Genomic DNA, 21,915 nt, shown 5'->3' on the forward strand with positions numbered 1-21,915 from the left:
CTTCTTTCAGTCTGTCGGCTCAACAAACATGCTGGGCGAACTTCTAATGGAGCCTGAGAAACGGCTCCTACAGATCAGATGTGCACCTTGTTGTGGTAGACGCGGTCCTCAGAGTCAGTCTAATCTTTTATTGATATCTTTTATGAAGCTCCTATGACTTAGTTATTTTCTAAATTATAACAACTTTGTAACAAGCTCATGTTAAAATGTATTTAGTATAATTTGAGAGGTATTTGTTTATGAGAGAAAAAATTATTGTTGTTGAGGATGAATTTTATATAAATGATATTTTAACTACTGCTTTAGAAGAAGAAAAATTTCAAGTTTTAAGTCTTTTTAACGGAGAATCTTTAAAGGAAAATTTAATGGATTTTGCTCCAGATATAATTCTTTTAGATGTTAATTTGCCAGATATAAATGGATTTGAGTTATGCAAATATATAAATAAAGAACTTAGTATTCCTATAATTTTAATTACTGCTAGAAATGATGTTGTTGATAAGGTTCTAGGCTTAGAGTTAGGAGCTCATGATTATATAACCAAGCCTTTTCATATAAAAGAAGTTTTAGCTAGAATAAGAGCAGCTTTAAGATCCAGAGCTATATATACACATGTCTTATCCAATCAGCCTATATCCATAAGCCCAGTGTTAAAGGTTGATTTTGATAGCAGAATAATTCTTAAAAATAATGAGGAGATAAAACTGAATCCAAAAGAATTTGAAATTCTCTCTTTACTTTCTAAAAATAGAAATAAAATTTTCACTCGAGATGCTTTATTAAATACTATTTGGGGTTATGAGTATTTTGGAGAAGATAGAACAGTTGATGTTCATATAAGGAGACTTAGAGCTAAAATAGATACACCTGATTTTTCTCATATAGAGACTGTGTTTGGTGTTGGATATGTAATGAGGTAATTTATGAAAAGTATAAAAAGCAAAATAACATTGTGCTTTATGTGTTTATTTATTATTTTTTCCATTATGCTTAATTTATCTATAAGATTTTTTCTTAAAAAGGATTTTGAAAAAAATACAACTAATTCAATGAACAATTTAATGATAAATTCAAGAGAATTAATAAAAAATAAGATTTTATTAAAAGACTCTTATTCTGATTCTGATTGGATTGATGTTGGCTCTGAGGTTTTATGGGATATAAAAAAGCTCTACCACACCTACGGAAGCCTTTATTCTTCAGATAATAAGAACTCTTTAACCACCACAAATAATTCAGAAGAGGATATGTCATTACTTAATGAAGCTTCAAAGAACAAATCTGTAATAAAACTATATAGAGTTAAAAATACCTATACTGCTTCAATTTCCTATCCAATTTATATAAATGATAAAAGTGACTATACTCTTTATTTAACAAAAGATTTTAGTGAAAATTATTTGGATTATATAAAAATATTACATATTATAACCTTGCTTCAAGTTTTTTTGGGTATTCTAATACTTTTGATTACATATTTAATCTCTTCTCGTATAACTAAACCTATATCCTCATTAATTAAAGGAGTAAAGGAAGTTTCTTTAGGCAATTTTGATTATTCTTTTGAATCTTCATCTTCAGATGAAATAGGAATATTATCACGAGAGTTTTCTAATATGAAAAAAGAGATAAAAAATCAATTAGAATATCTTATGATAGAAAAAGAAAATGCACTACTTCTTCAAAAAAGTAAAAGTAGCTTCTTTAATAATGTAACCCATGAGCTTAAAACTCCCTTAACTACTATATCAGGCTATAGTCAGTTATTACTTTCTCCTAAGGTAGAGGATAAGAATTTTAGAAACAGAGCTATAAATGGCATCTTTCAAGAAAGTGAAAGAATGCATTCCTTAATAGTGGAGCTAATAAATATTTCTAAAAACTTAAATAATCCACAGAAAGAATTAATTCCAATAGAATTATCCACATTTATATCAAGAATTCTTGATAACCTAAAAATTAAGTGGAAAAATAAATCCTATTCAGTAAACATCAATATTGAAGATGCTTTAATACTGTCAAATAGCGAGAGTATTACTTCATTACTAACAAACATTTTAGACAATGCCATAAAATATTCTCTAGATAATGGAGTTATATCCATAAATCTAAAAACTCAAGATAACTTAGTTTATTTAACAATAGAAAATTCTTATGAAGACTCTACTTCATTTCTAAAAGATAAGTTATTTGAACCTTTTGTTAAAGGTACTAACTCAACAGAAGACAGCAATGGCCTGGGTTTATATATATGCAAAGAGATAGTTAATTCATTAAATGGAGAAATTACCATAGAACTAACTGAAAAAACCTTTAAGCTTATAACAACTTTTCCTTCTTTCTGTAATATCTCTGAAACAATTTAATCAAGTTTTGTAATTACTAAAAGTTATCATAAAAATAACACTGAAAGGGGGAAATTTTATGATAAAAAACACTTTATTAAAAGTTCTTGTAATATCACTTTTAATCTTTTCTTTATTTTTAACTAGTTGTACTACAGAAGAAAAGACTATTACAGTGCAGGATGATGTTCAGAAGGTGAGTAATGAATTAGATGAGGATGGTAGGATATTTACTAAGGTTAGAGATTTGGATATCCCTGTGGTAGGGGATGTTATTTCACTCTCAAACAATTCATCTCCTATATTCTCCAGCCAAGTTTCAGATGCTTCAAATGAAGCTTATGCAAATCTATTTACTTTAAATTCGGACAACTCCATTAATTATATAGAAAGCAGAGTGGATTTTTTAGATAGGGATTTTAATAATGATATCATAACTTATTTTAAGGATACAGAATTATGGTCATATGATATAAATACAAAAGAAAAAAAACTGCTTATTAAGCTTCCTGAAATAAAAGATGACTTAAAGACTTATCCATACAAAATATATGATACTAACTATGTAAGTATATTTTCCTATGTTCCATATAATGAAGGATTTCAGAATGTTATACGTATACTAGACTTAAAAACAGGTAAAATCTATAAAAGTTTATCTCTAAGAAACCTCTATGTTTCTCCAAATATTTTCTATAGTAAAATAACAAACAAATTCTACACATTTTCACTTTCCTCACAGAGTATATATGAATTTTCGCTTGATGATATTAATCCTGATGCAATTTTGAATGTTTCAGGAATGGGAAACTATAATTTCAGAACAAGTGAAGATGGTAATTATATTTATCTTGCCCAAAAAGACAGCACTAGTGGAGCCTTATATCTTAGTAAGTTTAACTTAATCAATAGAGAAAATATAACTCTACTAAAGGTATCTCCTAAAGAAGAAGAGAATTTATCTTGGATTTCTTTTGATATAACTGGTGACACCATAGTTTATGCTTTTTACTCACAGAAAGATGATATTCATGATCCAGCTTTCTACAAATCAAAACTTTATACTGCAACTATATCTGTAGATTCTTTAACCAATACGCAACTTTTATATAGCACACCAAATGGAGAAGCAACTACACTATGGTTTAACTTAAGCGAAGATGGAAGCAAGCTTCTTACTAATATATACTCCTTTCAATCTGGTTATAAAATTTCTGATACTAACGACTTTACAATACAAAATTCACTGTACCAAAAACAAAACTAATTTCTTACTGATTTAAATATACCAAAATAAATGGAGGGTTTAATTTTAAACCCTCCATTTGAAACTTTATACTCACTAATTTAATTATTGTTATAAGCTATTTAATTTTCTTTGGCTTATTGATAATAGCTGTAATTATTATAGATATCACTAATGTTGGTAAAATATTTCTAGGCATATTTCTAACGTAATATTCCTTTATCTTTGCCCAAATAGAAACACCTTCATTCCATTTAAAGCCTACGAACATTCCATTCAATACATAACCCACTATAATATATACCACTATAAAGGTAATAATAAAAGTAACTATACACTTTACTGTTTTATTCAATCAAAACACCTCTATTCTATAACAATAATTAAATATACTAATAACTATTTATATTATAAGATCTGCAATGCATTTTATTATATTATACCATTTTTTACATAATTATGATCGTTTAAATAATTTTCCTGTGCTAAATAATCTCAAAAACTAATTTTTTCTTAATTCTTGCACTAAAAACTTTAAGTTACAAATCTATAGTTCTATAATTATAAATGATTGAAGTAAAGTCAAGCGGAGGAAGTTATGAAAAAAAACAAACTATTTATCTTAATGATATCAATTATAATGCTAACTTTAGCTTTAGTATCTTGTTCTAAGTACACAAAAGGGGATACTAGCAGTAATGAAATAAAAGAAGAGGTTAATACAGAAACCATAAAAAATGAAAATACTAGCAATCCTAATAAAGACGAAACTACTTCTAATTCGAATAAAGCTTCTGAAAAGCCCTCTTCTCCTATAACTAATACTGACAAGACTAATACATCTTCTAAGTCTTATTTCGGAACTTGGGTTGTAAGTAAAAAAATTGCAACTACTCCAGTGTACGCTATGTCTGAAGATAAGATAAAGTCTTATATAGGAAAAGAACTCTATCTAACAGAAAAAAAGGTATCCTTCGATAAGGAGAATCTAGTTAATCCAACTTTTGAAGAAACTACTTTATCTGATAATGATTTCAATTCAGAAAACAAAGTTTCTTTAAAAACTATAGGAATAAGCTCGACTTCTGTTAAAAAAGTTGATGTTATTCAAAATGCTAATTCTAACTGGACTTCTTTTTTTGGAAACACCTTTTATATTAAAGACGACAATACTTTGATAACTTTATGGGACGGAATATTTTTTGAGTTAAATAGAAAATAAGCAACAAAAAAGAAATCCACTTAATTTATGGATTTCTTTTTTGCTCTATTTAACAAACATCTCAATTAATGTACCTAAGCCTTTTTCAAGATTTCTTAACTTCTCTTTGTTTATAGACTGAAGATATAGGCTTTCTAGTTCCAGCATATATTTTTTACCTGTTGCTAGGTAACTTGTTGCTTCTTTTATTTTTTTAGTATATTCTTGTTTAATATTTTCAATCTTGTCTTTATATTTCTCTTCAGTTCCTGGATAAACTAGTTCTTCATAGGTATCTACAATCTCATCTGTATGTCGTTCTGCTAGATATTCATGAGGTCTAGTACTATCAAAAACTGCAATACTAAGTTCTCTAAGCACTATCATATCATAGCTTTTAGGATCAAACCCACAATGATAAGCTTCAATATCATATCCTCTTTTTTCAGCTTCACTTAGCAGCTTTCCCAATATAGTTGATTTACCTGTGCCTGGTCTACCCTTTATAAGGTACCTCTTGCCAACATTTCTAGTAATGCTTGGTATAAAATCCTTTGGTCCATCTGGAGTCGCTGCTCCTAAAAACCTATGCACAGTTTTTGATTTTTTATTTAATTTGGTTTCTGCTAATATTCTAATTATTAATTCCTTTGCAAAATCATCTGCTCTACTAAAATCCATATTTTCTATATATATTGCTTCCCATTTATCATGAATTTTAAGCCCCTCTCCAAATGCAATATGAGCTTTTTTTATTTCTTCCTTCATTAATACTTTTAAGTTTTCAATATTTTTGTGTCTTTTTTTCAATGAGTTTTCATCCATAATTTGAGATAAGTCTATATATTGTTTATCTTTTTCTATACTCTCTAGTTTTGTTCCGTATATAGGGTTGCCATCAATAAAAGCTACATTCCCATTAGGAATAACCACACCCTCTACATATTCATCTCCCATATAACTATTTATAAGTTCTATCTCGTAACCTTTTGCTAAATAGGCTTGTGCAATGTTTTTTATAACCGATGTCTTTATCACCTGGGGAGCATTTCTTATAACATATATGTCCTTTATATTTTCTAATATAGAGTCATAGTAATTCACGAACCCTCGTGCTGTATTTCCTCCCCCATAGTAATTAATAATATTAGGTGTCATACGACCACTTCCTCTTTATCGTTCTTTGGTACATATTTCCATAATATGCAACGATACTAAGGTTAGTGATGGTTAGAAGTTTCTATAACTACAAATATTTCTTCATCTTTTTATGAGGAATTCCAGCCTCTAAATAAACCTCAGATATTTCTTCAAATCCTACTGATTTATATAAAGCCACCACATACTCTTGTGCAGATAATATTATTTCTTTTTCTTTATAGACGTCCTTTATATATTCAATAGCTCTGTTCATCATTTCTACAGCTAACCCTCTTCTTCTATAGCTATCTAAAACTAAAACTCTTCCTATTGAAGGTGCATTATAACTTATTCCTTTTGGGATTATTCTGCTGTAAGCTACTACTCTATCATTATCTACACAAAATATATGTGCACATTTTTTATCCACATCATCAAAGTCTTGTTCATCTATTTTCTGTCCGCAAACAAAAACCTCAAATCTTGATTTAACTATCTCATAAAGTTCATCTATACTTAAATCTTTAAATTCTTTTATATACCATTTCATATTTTTAAACCTCTTTTCATATGCTTTATTTATATCCGTTTATTGATATCTAGATTTAACTGATGTACAATATATATTGTAATTCTTCTTAAACTGAATTAGAAGAGCTTTTCTCTTTTAATTGACTTTAGGAATTAGTTATATAGTTTCATTCTAATTGCAAGGAAGTTTCTAAGCAAAAGGATTAATATGACAACTGGATTAATTAAATTTATGTTTTTTCCTAGTTTGTTAAAATTTTAACCCTCTGCTAACAGAGGGTTTTATTTTTTGGAGGTAATCATGGAAAATAGGGTTGGTGTAGTTGCCATTGTTTTAGATAACTTAGAGGCTGCTCCTTCTGTTAATGAAATACTTCATGACTATGCCAAAATAATAGTAGGCAGAATGGGTATTCCCTATAGAGAAAAAGGGGTATCTGTAATTTCTATTATTGTTGATGGCACAACGGATGAAATAGGTGCTTTAACAGGTAAGCTTGGAAGAATAAAGTACGTTCAAGTTAAGTCTGCTATTACAAAGAAGTAATATTAGAGGAGTGTGTTTTTATTATGATAAGAGAATATAAGGCAGAAGAATTTATTATTGATGAAGAAATTTACTCAAGTATCGAAGAAGGTGAAAAATTAGCCCAAGATAAAGAATACGTAAAAAACCTTCTTGAAAGATCTAGAGACTTTAAAGGATTAACTCATAGAGAAGCTGCAGTGCTTTTAGCTGTAGAAGATGAAGAATTAGTTCAAGAGATGTTTAAAGTTGCTGGAGAAATTAAAGAAAGAATTTATGGAAACAGAATCGTTTTATTTGCTCCCTTATATCTTTCTAATCACTGTGTAAATAATTGTGAATATTGCGGTTATCAACACTGTAACAGCGATTTATTAAGAAAGAAATTAACTCAAAATCAAATAGCAAAAGAGGTACAAGCTTTAGAAGCTATGGGGCACAAACGACTTGCTTTAGAACTTGGAGAAGACCCAATTAACAATCCTATAGAGTATGTTCTTGAATCTTTAAAAACTATATATTCATTAAAATTTGATAATGGAGCTATAAGAAGATGTAACGTAAATATAGCTGCAACAACTGTAGAAGAATATGAAATGCTTAAGGATGCTGGTATAGGTACTTATATATTATTCCAAGAAACATACCATAAACCTACTTACGAAAATCTACATCCAAACGGTCCAAAACATAATTACAACTGGCATACTACAGCAATGCATAGAGCTAGAGCTGCTGGAATTGATGATGTTGGAATGGGTGTACTTTATGGATTATATGAACATAAATACGACACTATAGCTTTACTTATGCATGCTGAACATTTAGATAAAGAAACAGGGGTAGGCCCACACACTTTATCTGTTCCAAGGTTAAGACCAGCTGAAGGTGTTGATACAAATAAATATCCTCACATGTTAAAGGATGAAGAATTTAAGAAATTAGTAGCTATCCTTAGAATAACTGTTCCTTACACAGGAATTATATTATCCACTAGAGAAGAAGCTAATTTTAGAGAAGAAGTATTATCTGTAGGCGTATCTCAAGTTTCTGCTGGTTCTTGTACTGGAGTAGGTGGATATGCTGATGAAAATAAAATTAAAGAAAACACCGCACAATTTGAAGTAAGTGATGAAAGAAGTCCTAGCGAAGTTATGAGAAGCCTATGTAATCAAGGATATGTCCCAAGTTACTGTACAGCTTGTTATAGAGAAGGAAGAACTGGAGAAAGATTTATGGCTTTAGCTAAATCTGGACAAATACACAATGTATGTCTTCCTAATGCCTTACTTACTTTTAAAGAATATTTAATAGATTATGCTGATGAAGAAACTAAAGAAGTTGGTGAAAAAGCCATACTTAAAAACCTTGAAACCATACCAAATGAAGCTGCTAAAGAAGCTTGCTTAAAGAAGCTTGAAAGAATAGAAAATGGAGAAAGAGATTTACGTTTCTAATTAAGAGGAGGAATAAAAACATGTTAGATACCCCAAAAGCCAATAGACTCCATATATCTTTCTTTGGAAAGAGAAATGCAGGAAAATCAAGTTTAGTAAATGCCCTAACAAACCAAGACATAGCTCTTGTGTCTGATACTCCTGGAACTACTACAGATCCAGTATTTAAGGCAATGGAGTTACTTCCCTTAGGCCCTGTAATGATAGTTGATACAGCTGGTTTAGACGATGAAGGTGCTTTAGGAGAACTTAGAATAAAGAAAACCTTCGATATAATGGATAGAACAGATTTAGCTATTTTAGTATTTACAGGTGAGTCTACTGATTTCTCAATGGAGATGACATGGAAAGAAGAATTAACTAAAAGAAATATTCCTATAATAGGAGTAATAAACAAAATAGATCAATTTTCTTTAGATGAAACTTCTCTAAAATCTGATTTTGACATTCCTTTTGTATCTTTAAGTGCTAAGGAAAAGAAAAATATAGGTAGTTTTAAACAAGCTATCATAGATGTTGCTCCTACAGATTTTGAACTTCCTGCTATAGTTGGAGATATACTTAGACCAAAAGCAAGAGTTGTTTTAGTAGCACCTCAAGATATACAAGCTCCAAAAGGAAGACTTATACTTCCTCAAGTTCAAATAATCAGAGATATATTAGACTATGATGGAATGGCTCTAACTGTTAAAGATACTGAGCTTATAGACGTATTAGAAGATCTAAAATGTGCTCCTGATTTAGTTATAACAGATTCTCAAATGTTTGATAAGGTAAGTAAAATAGTTCCTGAAGATATTCCTTTAACATCTTTCTCAATCCTTATGGCAAGATATAAAGGTGATTTAGCAACCTTCGTTAGAGGAGCTAGAGCTATGGATTCTCTAAAACCTGGAGATAAAGTTCTTATAGCAGAAGCTTGTACTCACCATGCATTAAAAGGTGATATAGCAAGAGAAAAACTTCCTATATGGATTAAAGAAAAGTACGGCGATGTTGAATTCGTAAACTTAACTGGAGTAGACTTCCCTGAAGATCTTAAAGAATTTAAGCTTATAATTCAATGCGGAAGCTGTATGTTCACAAGAAAACAATTAATGAGTAGACTTATTAAAGCTGAAGCTGATGATATGCCTATAACAAACTTTGGCACTGCTATTGCTCATTTAAATGGAATTTTAGATAGAGTTGTAAACATGTTCCCTGAAGTAAAATAATCTAGTTTATTTTTAAAGAACTTCTGTGATTTTTCATAGAAGTTCTTTTTTTGAACTAAAAATTTCTACGTTTGTAAATTTGTACGTTTCTAAATTTCTAAAGCTTTATTATACCCATAAGAATTAATTAAACTCTACCCATGTGAAAAAGTTTCTAAAAATCTCCTCCGTTTATATAAAAATTAAGAGGTATAAATCACCATTCCATGATTTATACCTCTAGTTCCCTAGTCAATATATCTTGTTAAAAAATTTAAGCCGTTGAGCTATATACAACGGCTTATTTATCAATATTATAATTTAAATTTTCCTACAGCATATTGTAAATTACTTGCTATTAAACTAAGTTCCTCAACTCCCTTTGCTACCTCATCCATAGTTGTATTTATTTGTTCAGTAGATGCTGCTACTTCTTCCGATGAGGCTGCTGTCCCTTCTGATATCTCAGATATACTTTCTATTTTTTGAACTACTTTATTTTTCTTTGAATATATTTCACTAGTTGATTCTGCAATACCTTTTATTCTATTAGTTAACTGATTTATAGAATCTAGTATTTGAGTAAATATTTTCTCTGTTTCATTTACTGCTACCTCTTGCTCCTCTACAGTTACTTTTGATTCCTCCATCGCACTTATAGCTACCTTAGACATACTTTGAACTTTCTCAATTATTTTTCTTATTTCCTCAGTAGATTTTCTAGATTGCTCTGCTAATTTTCTTATTTCATCAGCTACCACAGCAAATCCTCTTCCAGCTTCCCCTGCTCTTGCAGCTTCAATACTTGCATTTAGTGATAAAAGGTTGGTTTGTTCTGTTATTTCCTTTATAGCATCAGAAATTCTATTAATTTCTTCAGTATTCTTATTCATATTTAATACAATTTTGCTAGCTTCATTTGATGATATTTTACTTCTATCTGATTTTTCACCAAGAACTTTAACCATGTTCAAGCCTTTATTTCCTAGTTCTAAGGCATTTAATGATACAGATTTTAGAACCTTCGTATTTTCAACTATTCCATCTATCTCGTTTGAGAGTTCATTTATATTACTTACTCCTTCTTGCGCACTTCCAGCTTGTTCTATTATTCCTCTAGATATTTCTTCTATAGAATTATATACTTGTCCTACAGACGCCGTGCTCTCCTCTGCCATAACTCCTAAATTCGTTGATGTATCAAAGACCGTTTTAGAAGAATTTTTAACTTCTAGCATTAGTGCTGACATATTTTTTATCATAAAATTAAAGTTTTTTCCTAATTCTCCAAACTCATCTTTTGACTTTATGTCAACATTAACTGTTAAATCACCTTCAGCAGCCTTTTTAAACCCTTGTTCTAGCTTCTTTGCACTTTTAGCCAATCCATTGCTTAACCAAAAAGAAAACAATGCTGCTATCACAATTACTGCCCCAATGGTTATGAAAATCATATTTTTTATTCCACTTATATCAGCTTTTAACTCAGACTCGTCCATAGCTGCAATAATTTTAAAGCCTGTACCTAAATCTGTACCAAAAGTCGTAAATATATGACTTTTATTAAAATCTATTTCTGTAGATCCATTTTCATTATTTTTAATTACATCCCAATTAGATATTTTAGTATCTGAATCGCTTCCAATTATCCTACTTGGGTAGGTAACTACATTTCCTTCTTCATTAACCACAAAAATGTATCCCTTGTTTCCTATTCTATATTTATTAGTTATTGAGGAAAGTTTATTAATAGATATCTCAATACCTATAACACCTACAATCTTTCCTTTATCTTCAACAGTTTTCGCAAAAGTAACTACCGATTCATCAGCTATCAAACTTTTATTCGGGTCGCTATTTATAACTTTTCCATTATTATTTATAGCTTTTTCATACCAAACTTCACTTTTAGGGTTAGTTATTTTTTTCTCATCAGGATAAGAAAAAGCTTCTCCTTTTTCAGTAAAGAAAAATACATTTAACACATCTTCATTTCTCTCTTTGAATTTCTGTAAATAATCCTTAATATCCTTCTGCTCTGATTTAGAATCCATAAGTATAGTGTTACTTGAAGCCATTGATATTTGCACAGGGTATTTATTAAACTTTTCAATTACTTCAGGAATCACTTGTTCACTGGAAATCTCAAACTTGTCTATTAATGATAATCTGGCCTGCAAGTAACTACCGATGCCCAATATTAACAATGGTACTAAGCAAATAGATAATAAGCTTGTCATTAATTTATACCGGATTCCTATAATATGAGTTCTTTTTGTCATAATATACACTCCTAGCTATACTTAAATTATAAACTATATCAAACCACTTATATCTTACCATATTTTTACTTAAGTATAAACGTTTACTTTATGTTTTGTATAAAAATATTTTTAAATAGAGATAGGGAAAACCCTATCTCTATACAACAATCCCAACTATTATAGGTATAGTAATCATTGATATTAATGTACTCATAAAAACAGAAAAAGCTGACAGTTCTTTTTCCTTATTAAAGGTCTGAGAGAAAATAGATGCCGTAGCTCCAACTGGCATAGCCTCAATTATTACTATACTACTCGCTGGCACAGATTTTAGATTTATTGCTAACGTAATAATATATAAAACTAACGGTATAATCAAAAGTCTTGTAGCTATGCCTAAGTACATGCTTTTATCTTTAAATTGTGCTTTTAATGATACACCTGCCATCATACTCCCCGTAATTATCATGGATAGAGGAGTCGTCATACCTCCTACAATCTCAAGCACAGATTTTATTACTGAGGGAAGATTTATTGGTGTAGCCATTATAAATAACCCAATTATTACGGATAGTATTCCTGGATTTTTGAGTAAGCTTCTTAAATTACTTACACTGCTTTTACCTCCATAAAGTCTTACTCCATAGGTCCAAATAAGTATAGTAAAAATCATATTAAATATAGACGCATAAACTAATCCTTCTTTTCCATAAATGCTTTCTATTATAGGAAATCCCATAAATCCACAATTACAAAATACTCCACAAAATTTTAATACCTCTCTTCTTCCAACTTCAACTCTATTAAATATGATATTAGACAAAATTATAGCAATTATAAATGCAATAATACTGTAAATAAGTGCTAATATAATATTGTTGAACATATCTTTACTAAAATTAAAATCAAAAGAATTAATTACAAGTAGAGGTAATGTTATATTTAATAAAAAACTTGATAATCCTCTTTCTAAATTTTCATTCAATATATCTTTTTTCCTAGCATAACCTCCTATAAGCATTATTAAAAACAAAATTGTAATTTGAGCATATATATCCATAAACAGCCTCCATAAAATTAATTAAAATATGTAATATTATAGAGATATTTGTTAAAGCTAAATTAATTATTGTTAACTCTCCCAATTTATACAAATATTTCACCTATTCTGATTTATAATTAAATTATGAAAAAGTTTAAGGGGGAGTGTAAGTGAATAAAGAAGAAAGAAGCTGGATACTACAAGATTTCGGAAATTCTGCTTATTCCATAACCATAACTACTGCTATTTTACCTGTGTTTTTTAAGAGTGTTGCAGGCGTTGGATTAGAAGATAATATTTCTACAGCCTACTGGGGATATGCCAATTCTTTTGCTACTTTAATAATAGCAGTACTAGCTCCATTATTAGGAACTATTGCAGATTATAAAGGATTTAAGAAAAAACTATTTTCTATTTTTGCACTTATTTCTATTATTTCAACAGCGCTTTTAGCTACTGTTGGAGAAAACAATTGGATTTATTGCTTAGTTATTTATATCATCACAACCATAGGATTTTCTGGCTCAAATATATTTTATGATTCATTTTTAACAGATGTAACTGATAATGAAAGAATGGATTTAATCTCATCTTCTGGTTTTGCCTGGGGATACATAGGTGGAACAATTCCATTTATCTTATCTATTTTATTAATAACTAATGCTGCAAGTTTAAGTATGAATACAATACTTGCTACACAAATCTCATTTCTACTTACAGCTGTTTGGTGGTTTATATTTACTGTCCCTATGTTTAAAAATGTTCATCAAAAATACTATATAGAAGGTAGTCCTAAACATTTAAGCACTAGCATTAAGAAGCTAATTACTACAATAAAGGCTACTAAAAATAATAAAAATGTTTTCTATTTTCTTTTAGCATATTTCTTTTATATAGATGGTGTTCATACAGTAATAACCATGGCTACTGCTTATGGTATAGATGTTGGAATCAATAGCAATACATTAATGATAATACTTATATTTATACAAATAATAGCTTTTCCTTTTGCACTTTTATATGGCAAATTATCTAAGTTTTTTTCTCCTAGAATAATGATTTTAGTAGGAATAATAACCTATAGCATAGTTTCTATATATGGTTTCTTTTTAAAAACACCATTAGACTTTTGGATATTATCATTTCTTGTAGCTAGTGCTCAAGGTGGTATACAAGCTTTAAGTAGATCTTATTTTGGAAAGTTAATTCCTAAAGAAAATTCTGCTGAATATTTTGGTATATATAATATCTTTGGAAGAATTTCATCAATATTTGGTCCCTTACTAATAGGTATTGTTGGAACCATTACTGGAGAATCTAGATATGGAATTTTAAGTTTAATCATTTTATTTATTGTTGGTGGAATAATATTTTTAAAGGTTGAAGAAGAACCGAAAGCAGAATTTATTACAGAATAAATAAAAATGCTGTTTCTTGTAAAATACAAAAAACAGCATTTTCTTATTTTAAGCTAAGCAAGTTATCTTGTTAGATTATATAATTGGTGACTCACCGGGGAATCGAACCCCGGACACCATGATTAAAAGTCATGTGCTCTACCGACTGAGCTAGTGAATCCCGTACTACATAACACAATTTTAAATTATATATTATTTATTCGTTATTGTCAATAATAATTAGTATTTCAATGTATTGCAGTAATCCTTAATTAGATTAACTGATTTATCAAATTTTACTTTTTCCTCTTCTGTCATCTCTATTTCAACTAGTTCTTTAACTCCATTTCTATTTAAAACTGCTGGTACTCCTGCAAAAACTCCATCAAATCCATACTCACCTTCTAATAGCGTAGATACAGGTATAATTCTATTTTCGTCATTAAATATGGCCTTTAAAACTCCTACTGCAGCAGTAGCTATTCCATAATAAGTCGTACCTTTTCTATTAAATACTTCCCATCCAGCTTTAGCTGTATCTGATACCAATTTATCTAAGTCTATATCTCCAACTCTATGCTTGTTATCATTTATAACCTTATTAAATGGCTTTCCTCCTATATATACATGGGACCAAGGCACCATTTGAGAGTCACCATGTTCTCCCATAGAATATGCCTGAACGCTTCTAGGATCAACATCAAACAAATCTGCAATAAAGTGTTTCAATCTCGCTGAATCTACTGAAGTTCCAGTACCTATAACATGACTTTTCGGTAATCCTGACAACTTCCAAACATGATAAGCCATTATATCTACAGGATTTGATATTATTATAAAATGACCGCTAAATCCACTTTCCATTATAGGTGTTACTATAGATTCCATTATTCTAGCTGATGCATCTAAGGTGTCAAGTCTTGATTTTCCTGGCTTTGGCGGTGGTCCAGCCGTTATTATTATGGCATCAACATCTCCACAATCCTCATACTTTCCTACCTTTACTTTTGTATGTTGATCTAAATACTCAATGCAGTGATTTAAATCCATCGCTTCCCCTAATGCTTTTTCTTCATTGATATCTATCATAAGAATCTCTTCACATACACCTTGAGTAATCAAGCTAAATCCTGTGCTAGATCCTACTAATCCAGTTCCTACAATTGCTACTTTTCTAGATTTAATTCCCATTGGTTTTCCTCCTTAAGTTTTATAGTTTTTATTATACTAAATTCTATTATCTGTGAATATCAATTTATTTAATTTTTATATGAAAATAATTAATTTATATAATTCCTATAGGATTTTAATATAGCTCTAATTTTATCAATAATATTATTATAATTTAGTCAAAATAATATTATTATTTTTTATATTGTAGAAATACCTTGCTAGTATACATAAATATTATAATTGCCTAGTAACTTGATATGCTTTATAATAACTTATAATGAGAAAAGAATTTTTAATCAAAAGAGGTGTATGTAGTGAAAATATCCACAAAAGGTAGATACGGCGTTCAGCTAATGATTGATTTAGCTATTCATTATAATCAAGATTTAGTACCATTAAAAGATATTGCAGCAAGACAAGAAATCTCTGAAAAATATCTCGAACAGATAGTAACTCCACTAAATAAATCTGGATATGTTAGAAGTGTACGTGGATCTCAAGGCGGATATATGTTAGCATCTGATCCATCAGATATAACCATAGGTATGTTACTAAGAGTATTGGAAGGTCCATTTTACCCAGTAGATTACAATCCAACTAACAAACCTAATTCCGATAATGCAACTATTTATGTTACTATAGGAATATGGAATAAAATGAGAGATGCTGTTGATAATGTTGTCGATAATATCACTTTGGCAGATTTAGTGGACGAATATAAATCTAAAATTGAACCTGATTTCTGTATATAGGCTTTATAAAGACTTTCTTTATAAAGTCTATTTTCTTTACTAAAATACTCAGCAAAACATTCATTTGTAACTATATTTTTTAATATTTCATAGTATAACTTATAAAATAAAATATATTAAATTTATAGCGAGGTAATGATTATGTGCGGAATAGCTGGTTGGATTGATTTTTCTAAAGATTTATCTTCTTTTTATCATATAATTGAAAGTATGACGGATACTCTTAAACTCAGAGGCCCAAATAGTGGAGGTTTTTATACCAATGAAAATGTACTATTAGGACATAGACGTCTAGTAGTCGTAGATCCAGAGGGTGGTAGCCAACCTATGACCAAAGTTATCAATGGAAATGAGTATGTTTTAGTTTATAATGGTGAATTATATAACACAGAGGATTTAAGAAAAGATTTATTGTCTTATGGATATAAATTTGATTCATATTCAGATACAGAAGTTCTTTTAACCTCATATATTCATTGGGGTATAGACTGTTTAGATAAATTTAATGGAATTTTTGCATTCTGTATCTTTAATAAAAAAACTAAAGAAATATTTTTAGCTAGAGATCCTTTAGGAGTTAAACCCTTATTCTATTCAGTTAAAGGAAACTCTTTAATATTTGGTTCCGAAATAAAAACACTCCTAGCTCATCCTTATATATCAACTTTAGTAGATGAAACTGGAATTACAGAACTTCTTTCACTTGGACCTGCTACAGCCCTAGGTAGTGGTATATTTAATGATATAGATGAGGTTCCTCCTGGAAATTTTATAACCTTTTCTCCTAAAGAATTTAATTTAAAAGAATATTGGACTCTTAAAGCCGAAGAATACACTGAAACCGAAGATGAAGCTGTTGAACATTTAGAGTCTTTATTAGTTGATGCAATTAGTAGACAACTTGTAGGTGATGTTCCTTTATGTACCTTTTTATCCGGAGGATTAGACTCCTCTGCTATAGCTGCAGTAGCATCAAAAAACTTTAAAGACAAAGGTAAAAAATTAACTACCTACTCAATTGACTTTGAGGATAATGAAAACTATTTTAAATCTTCTCTTTTTCAGCCAACCTCTGATGAGGAGTGGGCTTTATTCACCTCTAAATATATAGATAGCAATCATAAAACAATAATGATAAAAAATATAGATTTAGTAAGTTATTTAAAGGATGCTTTAATAGCAAAAGATTTACCTGGTATGGCAGATATAGATTCATCTCTTTTCTTAGCTTGTAAAGAAATAAGAAAAGACTACGTAGTTGCCTTATCCGGTGAATGTGCAGATGAAATATTTGGTGGTTATCCTTGGTTTACTAATAAAGATATGTATGAAGCCAATACCTTTCCTTGGTCTAGATTTACTTCAAATAGACTTGATATTTTAAGTCCAACTATGAAAAAATTGAAAATAGAAGAAATGGTAAATTATCATTATAATTCTTCTTTAGCTAAAATTCCTCATTTGGATAATGAAGATAGTTATGAGCATAGAATGAGAGAATTATTTTATCTTAATATAAAGTGGTTTATGGTAAACTTATTAAACAGAAAAGATAGAATGAGCATGTCTAACTCTCTTGAAGTTAGAGTTCCATTTGCTGATCCTAGATTAGTTCAATATGCTTTTAATATTCCTTCAAAAATCAAATTCCTACATGGACGTGAAAAGGGTCTATTAAGAAGCTCATTAAAAAATATATTGCCGAAAGAAATTGTGGAAAGAAAGAAAAGCCCTTATCCAAAGACTTATCATCCTATTTATACTGAAGCTGTATGCAAAGAGATGAACAAGATCTTAAATAATCCATCTTCACCTATACTAGAAATTATAGATAAAACAAAAATTCAGCAAATTGTTGATAGTAAAGGAGAATCATATAAAATTCCTTGGTACGGACAACTTATGATGGGGCCTCAATTTATAGCTTATCTAATTCAATTAAATATGTGGCTTGATATTTATAATGTTAATATTAAAATATGAAATTAAAGGCTAGGAAATTTCCTAGCCTCTTAATATATTACTTATAATAATTTTTTCATCTGACTAACTATTGGATCTGCTAAAGTACCTACTACTATTTGGTAGTTACCTTCGCCCATCTTCATTACTCCTGAAGCACCTAATTTCTTAAGTTCTCTCTCATTTATCTTGTTTCCGTCATTTAAAGATAATCTTATTCTTGTTACACAAGCATCTATTGTTTGTATATTTTCTTTTCCGCCTATTGCTTCAAGTATTCCTTTAGCTTTACCTGCTAAATCAGAAGATTTTGTTGATGCCTTTACTTCAACCTCAACTTCATCATCATCTTCTCTACCTGGAGTTTTTACATCAAATTTCTTAATGTAGAATAAGAATACGAAGTAGTATATAGCTCCAAATACTAAACCAACTAATGCTAATCCTAATGGATTACTTGTATTAGATTTGCTAAAGTTTAATGCATAATCTATAAATCCTGCCGAGAATCCAAATCCTAATTTCATGTTTAGAGCATATGTTACTGCTCCTGCTATACCAGTTAAAACTGCATGTATTCCATATAATACTGGAGCTAAGAACATGAATAAGAATTCTATTGGTTCAGTAATACCTGTTAAGAAAGATGTAAATGCTATTCCTAAAAGCATTCCTGTAACTTCTTTTTTCTTTTCTTTTTTAGCTGCTGTTATCATTGCTAAACATGCTGCTGGAAGACCAAACATCATTATTGGGAAAAATCCAGTCATAAATGCTCCAGAAGCTGGATCTCCTGCAAAGTATCTAGTTAAGTCTCCTCTAACTATTTCACCAGCTGCATTAGTGAATGTTCCAAATGTAAACCAGAATATAGAGTTCATTACGTGATGTAATCCAAATGGTATTAGTAATCTGTTTAATAATCCAAATCCAAATGTTCCTGCTGAACCTGAATCAGCAACGAAGTTTCCAAATGTATCTAATCCTGTTTGGATAGCTGGCCATACATAACCTGCTAATACGCCTAACGCTATCATAATGAAAGATGTAGCTATCGGTACAAACCTTTTACCAGCAAAAAAGCCTAAAAACTGTGGAAGTTGAATATCTTTAAATTTATTATATAAAAGACCTGCTAATATACCTGCTATGAATCCTGCAAATACTCCCATGTTTATGGTTGGATTGATAGCTGATGCAACCTTTTGTAATACCAAAAATCCTACTGTTGCTGATAGTGCTGCCACTCCATTGTTTTCTTCAGCTAAACCAATTGCAATACCTACTGCAAATAATAACCCAAGTATCGAAATAGGTGTTGCCCCATCACCTTTACCTAAATATAAAGTACCAAAAATAGCATCTCCAGCTTGAGCTATTATTGGAATACCTTTTTCCATTAAGTACTTATTACCAGTCCATGTCCATACATCATTTTGACCTAATCTTAATAGTATAGCGGCAGCTGGCATTACTGCTACTGGAGTCATTAGTGCTTTACCTATCTTTTGTAAGAAAGCTAATACTCTGTTGTTTCCTTTTGACATATAAATCCCTCCTGAATATAGTTTTTACTGATATCAGCAAATTATCATAAATAATTGCAAATAAAAAAGCTGGAAAAGAATATACACATAATATACTCTTTCCAGCTAATGCCCTATACTAGTTACACGCTGTATCAGTTACTTATTAATTACAAGACAAGTATATACTATTATTTTTTATTAGTCAACGGTTACATTAAATTATTTTTTTAAATTTTTATTTTTATACAAATTACTATTGATTGACAAAATATATATCAGTGTATATAATTACATTGAACATGTAACTGTTAATCAGGCATAAGTTTAGTATTAAACTTATGCCTTTTTTTAATAGGTTGTGTAAATTTATAAGAACTATTTAAAGAATGCTTATTAGATTACACCTCATTTAACATGTATATTTAAATTAGTAATTGAAAGGAAGTGAACTGTACTAATTGTTTTTATAAAATAATTAGTTAATATTTATGTTTGGATTATTTAGTAAAGAATTAAAACTTGTAGCTCCTATTTCAGGTAAAACTGTAGACCTTTCCGCTGTACCAGATCCAGTTTTCGCAGAAAAAATGACTGGTGATGGTATAGCAATAGACCCAACAGGAGACTTAGTAGTAGCTCCAGCTGATGGAGAATTAACTCTAGTATTTAAAACTAAACATGCTCTAGCTATGACTTTATCCAATGGAATAGAATTATTAATTCATATTGGCATGGATACAGTTTCTTTAGATGGAGAAGGTTTTGAGCTTCTATGTGAACAAGGCACAAAGGTTAAAGCTGGAACTCCTCTTTTAAAAATAGATAGAGAATTTATAAAATCTAAAAATTTACCATTAGTAACTCCTATAGTTATTACAAATATGGATTCTGTAAAGTCACTTAATCCTTCTATCGGTCAATCTGTAGAAGCGGGAAAAGATACTATTTTAACTTATAAAACAAAATAAGAAAAGGTGCTAAATCTTAGCACCTTTTTATTTTGATAGAGAAACTCTAAACCTTTCTATATGCATAGCTAAATAGGCTATTTCATCTTCAACTACATCCACATCATCTAAATTTTCTTTTAATATTTCTGCAACATACTTAGCAATATTATATGATTTACGATATTTACGCTTTATGACATCTATAAAATCATTTGTTATAGGTGTATTAGTTCTTATTCTTTCTATCGCAAATCTTAGATGTGTTAAAAATCGAGCATAGTCTAATGATTTCTTATCTATTTCAATATCTAATGTATCCTCAATATATTCGATTATAGTGTTACTTATAAAACTATATTTAATGGTATTAGAAAGTTTACCATTATTTCTTGCAGAATGTATATGCAAAGCAATAAATCCAGCCTCTCCGTCAGGTATATATACACCTAAAGACTCTTCTATTTTTATTGCAACCTGTTGCGCTAAAGTAAACTCTTTATTGTATAAAGTCTCGATTTCAGCTATAAATGGATTTTGTATTTCTTCATTACCTTTTAATCTTTTTATTGCGAAGAATAAGTGATCTATTAATCCTATATGTATATTTTCACTTAACTCCTCATTTAATTCTTTAGATATAAAAAATATAAGTTCTTCACAAAAACCAACAAACTCTTCTTCTAAGTTACTTATTAAAGTCTTAAAATTTCTTATATTATCTTTATCTTCAATTATGAATATCTTTTCTATTTCTGTTCCTTTAAGTACTTTATCTCCTGGTCTTTTGCTAAATCCAATCCCCTTCTGAAAGAGCATTTTTTCTTTTCCTTCCGATTGAACAAGTACTATGTTGTTATTAAATGCTTTAATTATTTCACAATCTTCTTTTAAAGAGCTATTCACATATTCACCTTCTTACTAAAATGATAATATAAGACTTTAACTTCATTCAACTAATACCTGTTTTAAAACCTTATAATGTCAATTGTAAAGTGTAAACATATAAAACACAACTATATTTTTTAAAATTTATTAAATAAACTAATAATCAATTGTTTTATTATAAACTTTTTAAAATAAAAAAAATCCTAGAAAATTCTAGGATTTTTTGGTGGCTCACCGGGGAATCGAACCCCGGACACCATGATTAAAAGTCATGTGCTCTACCGACTGAGCTAGTGAACCATAATATTTGGCGACTTCC

General features: G+C 29.6%; 19 protein-coding genes and 2 tRNA genes. 11 read left to right on the plus strand and 10 right to left on the minus strand.

What is annotated here, in order from left to right; all coding sequences use genetic code 11:
* Positions 1–239: 239 nt before the first annotated feature.
* The 3 genes from B3N22_RS01330 to B3N22_RS01340 are packed head-to-tail and all read left to right on the plus strand — an operon-like array spanning position 240 to position 3,612.
* Positions 240–920, plus strand: coding sequence for a response regulator transcription factor (locus B3N22_RS01330; RefSeq protein WP_286904285.1), 681 nt, complete (start codon positions 240–242; stop codon positions 918–920).
* Between the two features lie 3 nt (positions 921–923).
* Positions 924–2,366, plus strand: coding sequence for a sensor histidine kinase (locus tag B3N22_RS01335; RefSeq protein ID WP_286904286.1), 1,443 nt, complete (start codon positions 924–926; stop codon positions 2,364–2,366).
* Positions 2,367–2,424: 58 nt separating this feature from the next.
* Positions 2,425–3,612: a hypothetical protein gene (locus B3N22_RS01340; protein WP_286904288.1), complete on the plus strand. Its 1,188-nt coding sequence runs from the start codon at positions 2,425–2,427 to the stop codon at positions 3,610–3,612.
* A gap of 97 nt (positions 3,613–3,709) precedes the next feature.
* Here B3N22_RS01340 and B3N22_RS01345 read toward each other — a convergent pair whose 3' ends face one another.
* Entirely contained in the window at positions 3,710–3,946 is a 237-nt protein-coding gene (locus B3N22_RS01345) for a hypothetical protein (protein ID WP_286904290.1), read from the minus strand.
* Between the two features lie 243 nt (positions 3,947–4,189).
* Here B3N22_RS01345 and B3N22_RS01350 point away from each other — a divergent pair, with 243 nt between their 5' ends.
* A complete protein-coding gene (locus B3N22_RS01350) occupies positions 4,190–4,813 on the plus strand; it encodes a hypothetical protein (RefSeq protein WP_286904292.1) in 624 nt (207 codons plus the stop codon).
* A 45-nt stretch (positions 4,814–4,858) separates the two neighbouring features.
* On the opposite strand, the gene B3N22_RS01355 is transcribed toward B3N22_RS01350, so the two are convergent.
* Together B3N22_RS01355 and B3N22_RS01360 are read right to left on the minus strand one after the other, a co-directional pair.
* Entirely contained in the window at positions 4,859–5,950 is a 1,092-nt protein-coding gene (locus tag B3N22_RS01355) for a hypothetical protein (RefSeq protein ID WP_286904294.1), read from the minus strand.
* A gap of 88 nt (positions 5,951–6,038) precedes the next feature.
* Positions 6,039–6,482, minus strand: coding sequence for a GNAT family N-acetyltransferase (locus tag B3N22_RS01360; protein WP_286904296.1), 444 nt, complete (start codon positions 6,480–6,482; stop codon positions 6,039–6,041).
* 282 nt (positions 6,483–6,764) lie between these two features.
* Here B3N22_RS01360 and B3N22_RS01365 point away from each other — a divergent pair, with 282 nt between their 5' ends.
* From B3N22_RS01365 to hydF, 3 genes are read left to right on the plus strand one after another with little or no spacing between them, the layout of a single operon-like run.
* Positions 6,765–7,010 carry a TM1266 family iron-only hydrogenase system putative regulator gene (locus B3N22_RS01365; RefSeq protein WP_021803840.1) on the plus strand — a complete coding sequence of 82 codons (246 nt, stop codon included), beginning with the start codon at positions 6,765–6,767 and terminating at the stop codon, positions 7,008–7,010.
* A gap of 23 nt (positions 7,011–7,033) precedes the next feature.
* Positions 7,034–8,446 (plus strand): [FeFe] hydrogenase H-cluster radical SAM maturase HydG, encoded by a 1,413-nt coding sequence (hydG, locus tag B3N22_RS01370; protein ID WP_181602079.1) that lies wholly within the window; start codon positions 7,034–7,036, stop codon positions 8,444–8,446.
* 20 nt (positions 8,447–8,466) lie between these two features.
* Entirely contained in the window at positions 8,467–9,663 is a 1,197-nt protein-coding gene (hydF, locus tag B3N22_RS01375) for a [FeFe] hydrogenase H-cluster maturation GTPase HydF (RefSeq protein ID WP_286904299.1), read from the plus strand.
* 293 nt (positions 9,664–9,956) lie between these two features.
* On the opposite strand, the gene B3N22_RS01380 is transcribed toward hydF, so the two are convergent.
* Positions 9,957–11,924, minus strand: coding sequence for a methyl-accepting chemotaxis protein (locus tag B3N22_RS01380; protein ID WP_286904300.1), 1,968 nt, complete (start codon positions 11,922–11,924; stop codon positions 9,957–9,959).
* A 139-nt stretch (positions 11,925–12,063) separates the two neighbouring features.
* Positions 12,064–12,966 (minus strand): AEC family transporter, encoded by a 903-nt coding sequence (locus B3N22_RS01385; RefSeq protein ID WP_286904301.1) that lies wholly within the window; start codon positions 12,964–12,966, stop codon positions 12,064–12,066.
* A gap of 152 nt (positions 12,967–13,118) precedes the next feature.
* On the opposite strand from B3N22_RS01385, the gene B3N22_RS01390 reads away from it, so the two are divergent.
* The gene (locus B3N22_RS01390) at positions 13,119–14,366 is read left to right on the plus strand and encodes an MFS transporter (RefSeq protein ID WP_286904302.1); all 1,248 of its coding nucleotides are present in this window, start codon (positions 13,119–13,121) and stop codon (positions 14,364–14,366) included.
* An 84-nt stretch (positions 14,367–14,450) separates the two neighbouring features.
* Here the strand turns inward: B3N22_RS01390 and B3N22_RS01395 are convergent.
* Together B3N22_RS01395 and B3N22_RS01400 are read right to left on the minus strand one after the other, a co-directional pair.
* Positions 14,451–14,526, minus strand: a tRNA-Lys gene (locus B3N22_RS01395).
* A gap of 59 nt (positions 14,527–14,585) precedes the next feature.
* Positions 14,586–15,536, minus strand: coding sequence for an L-lactate dehydrogenase (locus tag B3N22_RS01400; RefSeq protein ID WP_286904303.1), 951 nt, complete (start codon positions 15,534–15,536; stop codon positions 14,586–14,588).
* Positions 15,537–15,832: 296 nt separating this feature from the next.
* On the opposite strand from B3N22_RS01400, the gene B3N22_RS01405 reads away from it, so the two are divergent.
* The gene (locus tag B3N22_RS01405; protein WP_073022680.1) at positions 15,833–16,270 is read left to right on the plus strand and encodes an RrF2 family transcriptional regulator; all 438 of its coding nucleotides are present in this window, start codon (positions 15,833–15,835) and stop codon (positions 16,268–16,270) included.
* A 141-nt stretch (positions 16,271–16,411) separates the two neighbouring features.
* Entirely contained in the window at positions 16,412–18,253 is a 1,842-nt protein-coding gene (gene asnB, locus B3N22_RS01410; protein WP_286904306.1) for an asparagine synthase (glutamine-hydrolyzing), read from the plus strand.
* 41 nt (positions 18,254–18,294) lie between these two features.
* Here asnB and nagE read toward each other — a convergent pair whose 3' ends face one another.
* A complete protein-coding gene (gene nagE / locus B3N22_RS01415) occupies positions 18,295–19,779 on the minus strand; it encodes an N-acetylglucosamine-specific PTS transporter subunit IIBC (RefSeq protein WP_286904307.1) in 1,485 nt (494 codons plus the stop codon).
* Positions 19,780–20,249: 470 nt separating this feature from the next.
* Here nagE and B3N22_RS01420 point away from each other — a divergent pair, with 470 nt between their 5' ends.
* Positions 20,250–20,729, plus strand: coding sequence for a PTS sugar transporter subunit IIA (locus tag B3N22_RS01420; RefSeq protein ID WP_286904309.1), 480 nt, complete (start codon positions 20,250–20,252; stop codon positions 20,727–20,729).
* A gap of 27 nt (positions 20,730–20,756) precedes the next feature.
* On the opposite strand, the gene glcT is transcribed toward B3N22_RS01420, so the two are convergent.
* Both glcT and B3N22_RS01430 read right to left on the minus strand, forming a co-directional pair.
* On the minus strand, positions 20,757–21,614 hold the full coding sequence (gene glcT / locus B3N22_RS01425; RefSeq protein ID WP_073022676.1) for a glucose PTS transporter transcription antiterminator GlcT: 858 nt from the start codon (positions 21,612–21,614) through the stop codon (positions 20,757–20,759).
* A gap of 206 nt (positions 21,615–21,820) precedes the next feature.
* A tRNA-Lys gene (locus tag B3N22_RS01430) sits at positions 21,821–21,896 on the minus strand.
* Positions 21,897–21,915 lie beyond the last annotated feature (19 nt).

Source organism: Clostridium sp. UBA1652 (genome assembly GCF_002320975.1).
GTDB lineage: Bacteria > Bacillota > Clostridia > Clostridiales > Clostridiaceae > Clostridium_T > Clostridium_T intestinale.

Excerpts from the sequence above, each read along its gene's own strand:
- B3N22_RS01330 (WP_286904285.1), top strand. The coding sequence starts at position 240 with ATGAGAGAAAAAATTATTGTTGTTGAGGATGAATTTTATATAAATGAT.
- B3N22_RS01420 (WP_286904309.1), top strand. The coding sequence starts at position 20,250 with ATGTTTGGATTATTTAGTAAAGAATTAAAACTTGTAGCTCCTATTTCA.
- B3N22_RS01350 (WP_286904292.1), top strand. The coding sequence starts at position 4,190 with ATGAAAAAAAACAAACTATTTATCTTAATGATATCAATTATAATGCTA.
- B3N22_RS01385 (WP_286904301.1), bottom strand. The coding sequence starts at position 12,966 with ATGGATATATATGCTCAAATTACAATTTTGTTTTTAATAATGCTTATA.
- B3N22_RS01380 (WP_286904300.1), bottom strand. The coding sequence starts at position 11,924 with ATGACAAAAAGAACTCATATTATAGGAATCCGGTATAAATTAATGACA.
- hydF (WP_286904299.1), top strand. The coding sequence starts at position 8,467 with ATGTTAGATACCCCAAAAGCCAATAGACTCCATATATCTTTCTTTGGA.
- B3N22_RS01400 (WP_286904303.1), bottom strand. The coding sequence starts at position 15,536 with ATGGGAATTAAATCTAGAAAAGTAGCAATTGTAGGAACTGGATTAGTA.
- B3N22_RS01340 (WP_286904288.1), top strand. The coding sequence starts at position 2,425 with ATGATAAAAAACACTTTATTAAAAGTTCTTGTAATATCACTTTTAATC.
- B3N22_RS01335 (WP_286904286.1), top strand. The coding sequence starts at position 924 with ATGAAAAGTATAAAAAGCAAAATAACATTGTGCTTTATGTGTTTATTT.
- B3N22_RS01360 (WP_286904296.1), bottom strand. The coding sequence starts at position 6,482 with ATGAAATGGTATATAAAAGAATTTAAAGATTTAAGTATAGATGAACTT.
- B3N22_RS01355 (WP_286904294.1), bottom strand. The coding sequence starts at position 5,950 with ATGACACCTAATATTATTAATTACTATGGGGGAGGAAATACAGCACGA.
- B3N22_RS01365 (WP_021803840.1), top strand. The coding sequence starts at position 6,765 with ATGGAAAATAGGGTTGGTGTAGTTGCCATTGTTTTAGATAACTTAGAG.
- asnB (WP_286904306.1), top strand. The coding sequence starts at position 16,412 with ATGTGCGGAATAGCTGGTTGGATTGATTTTTCTAAAGATTTATCTTCT.
- nagE (WP_286904307.1), bottom strand. The coding sequence starts at position 19,779 with ATGTCAAAAGGAAACAACAGAGTATTAGCTTTCTTACAAAAGATAGGT.
- hydG (WP_181602079.1), top strand. The coding sequence starts at position 7,034 with ATGATAAGAGAATATAAGGCAGAAGAATTTATTATTGATGAAGAAATT.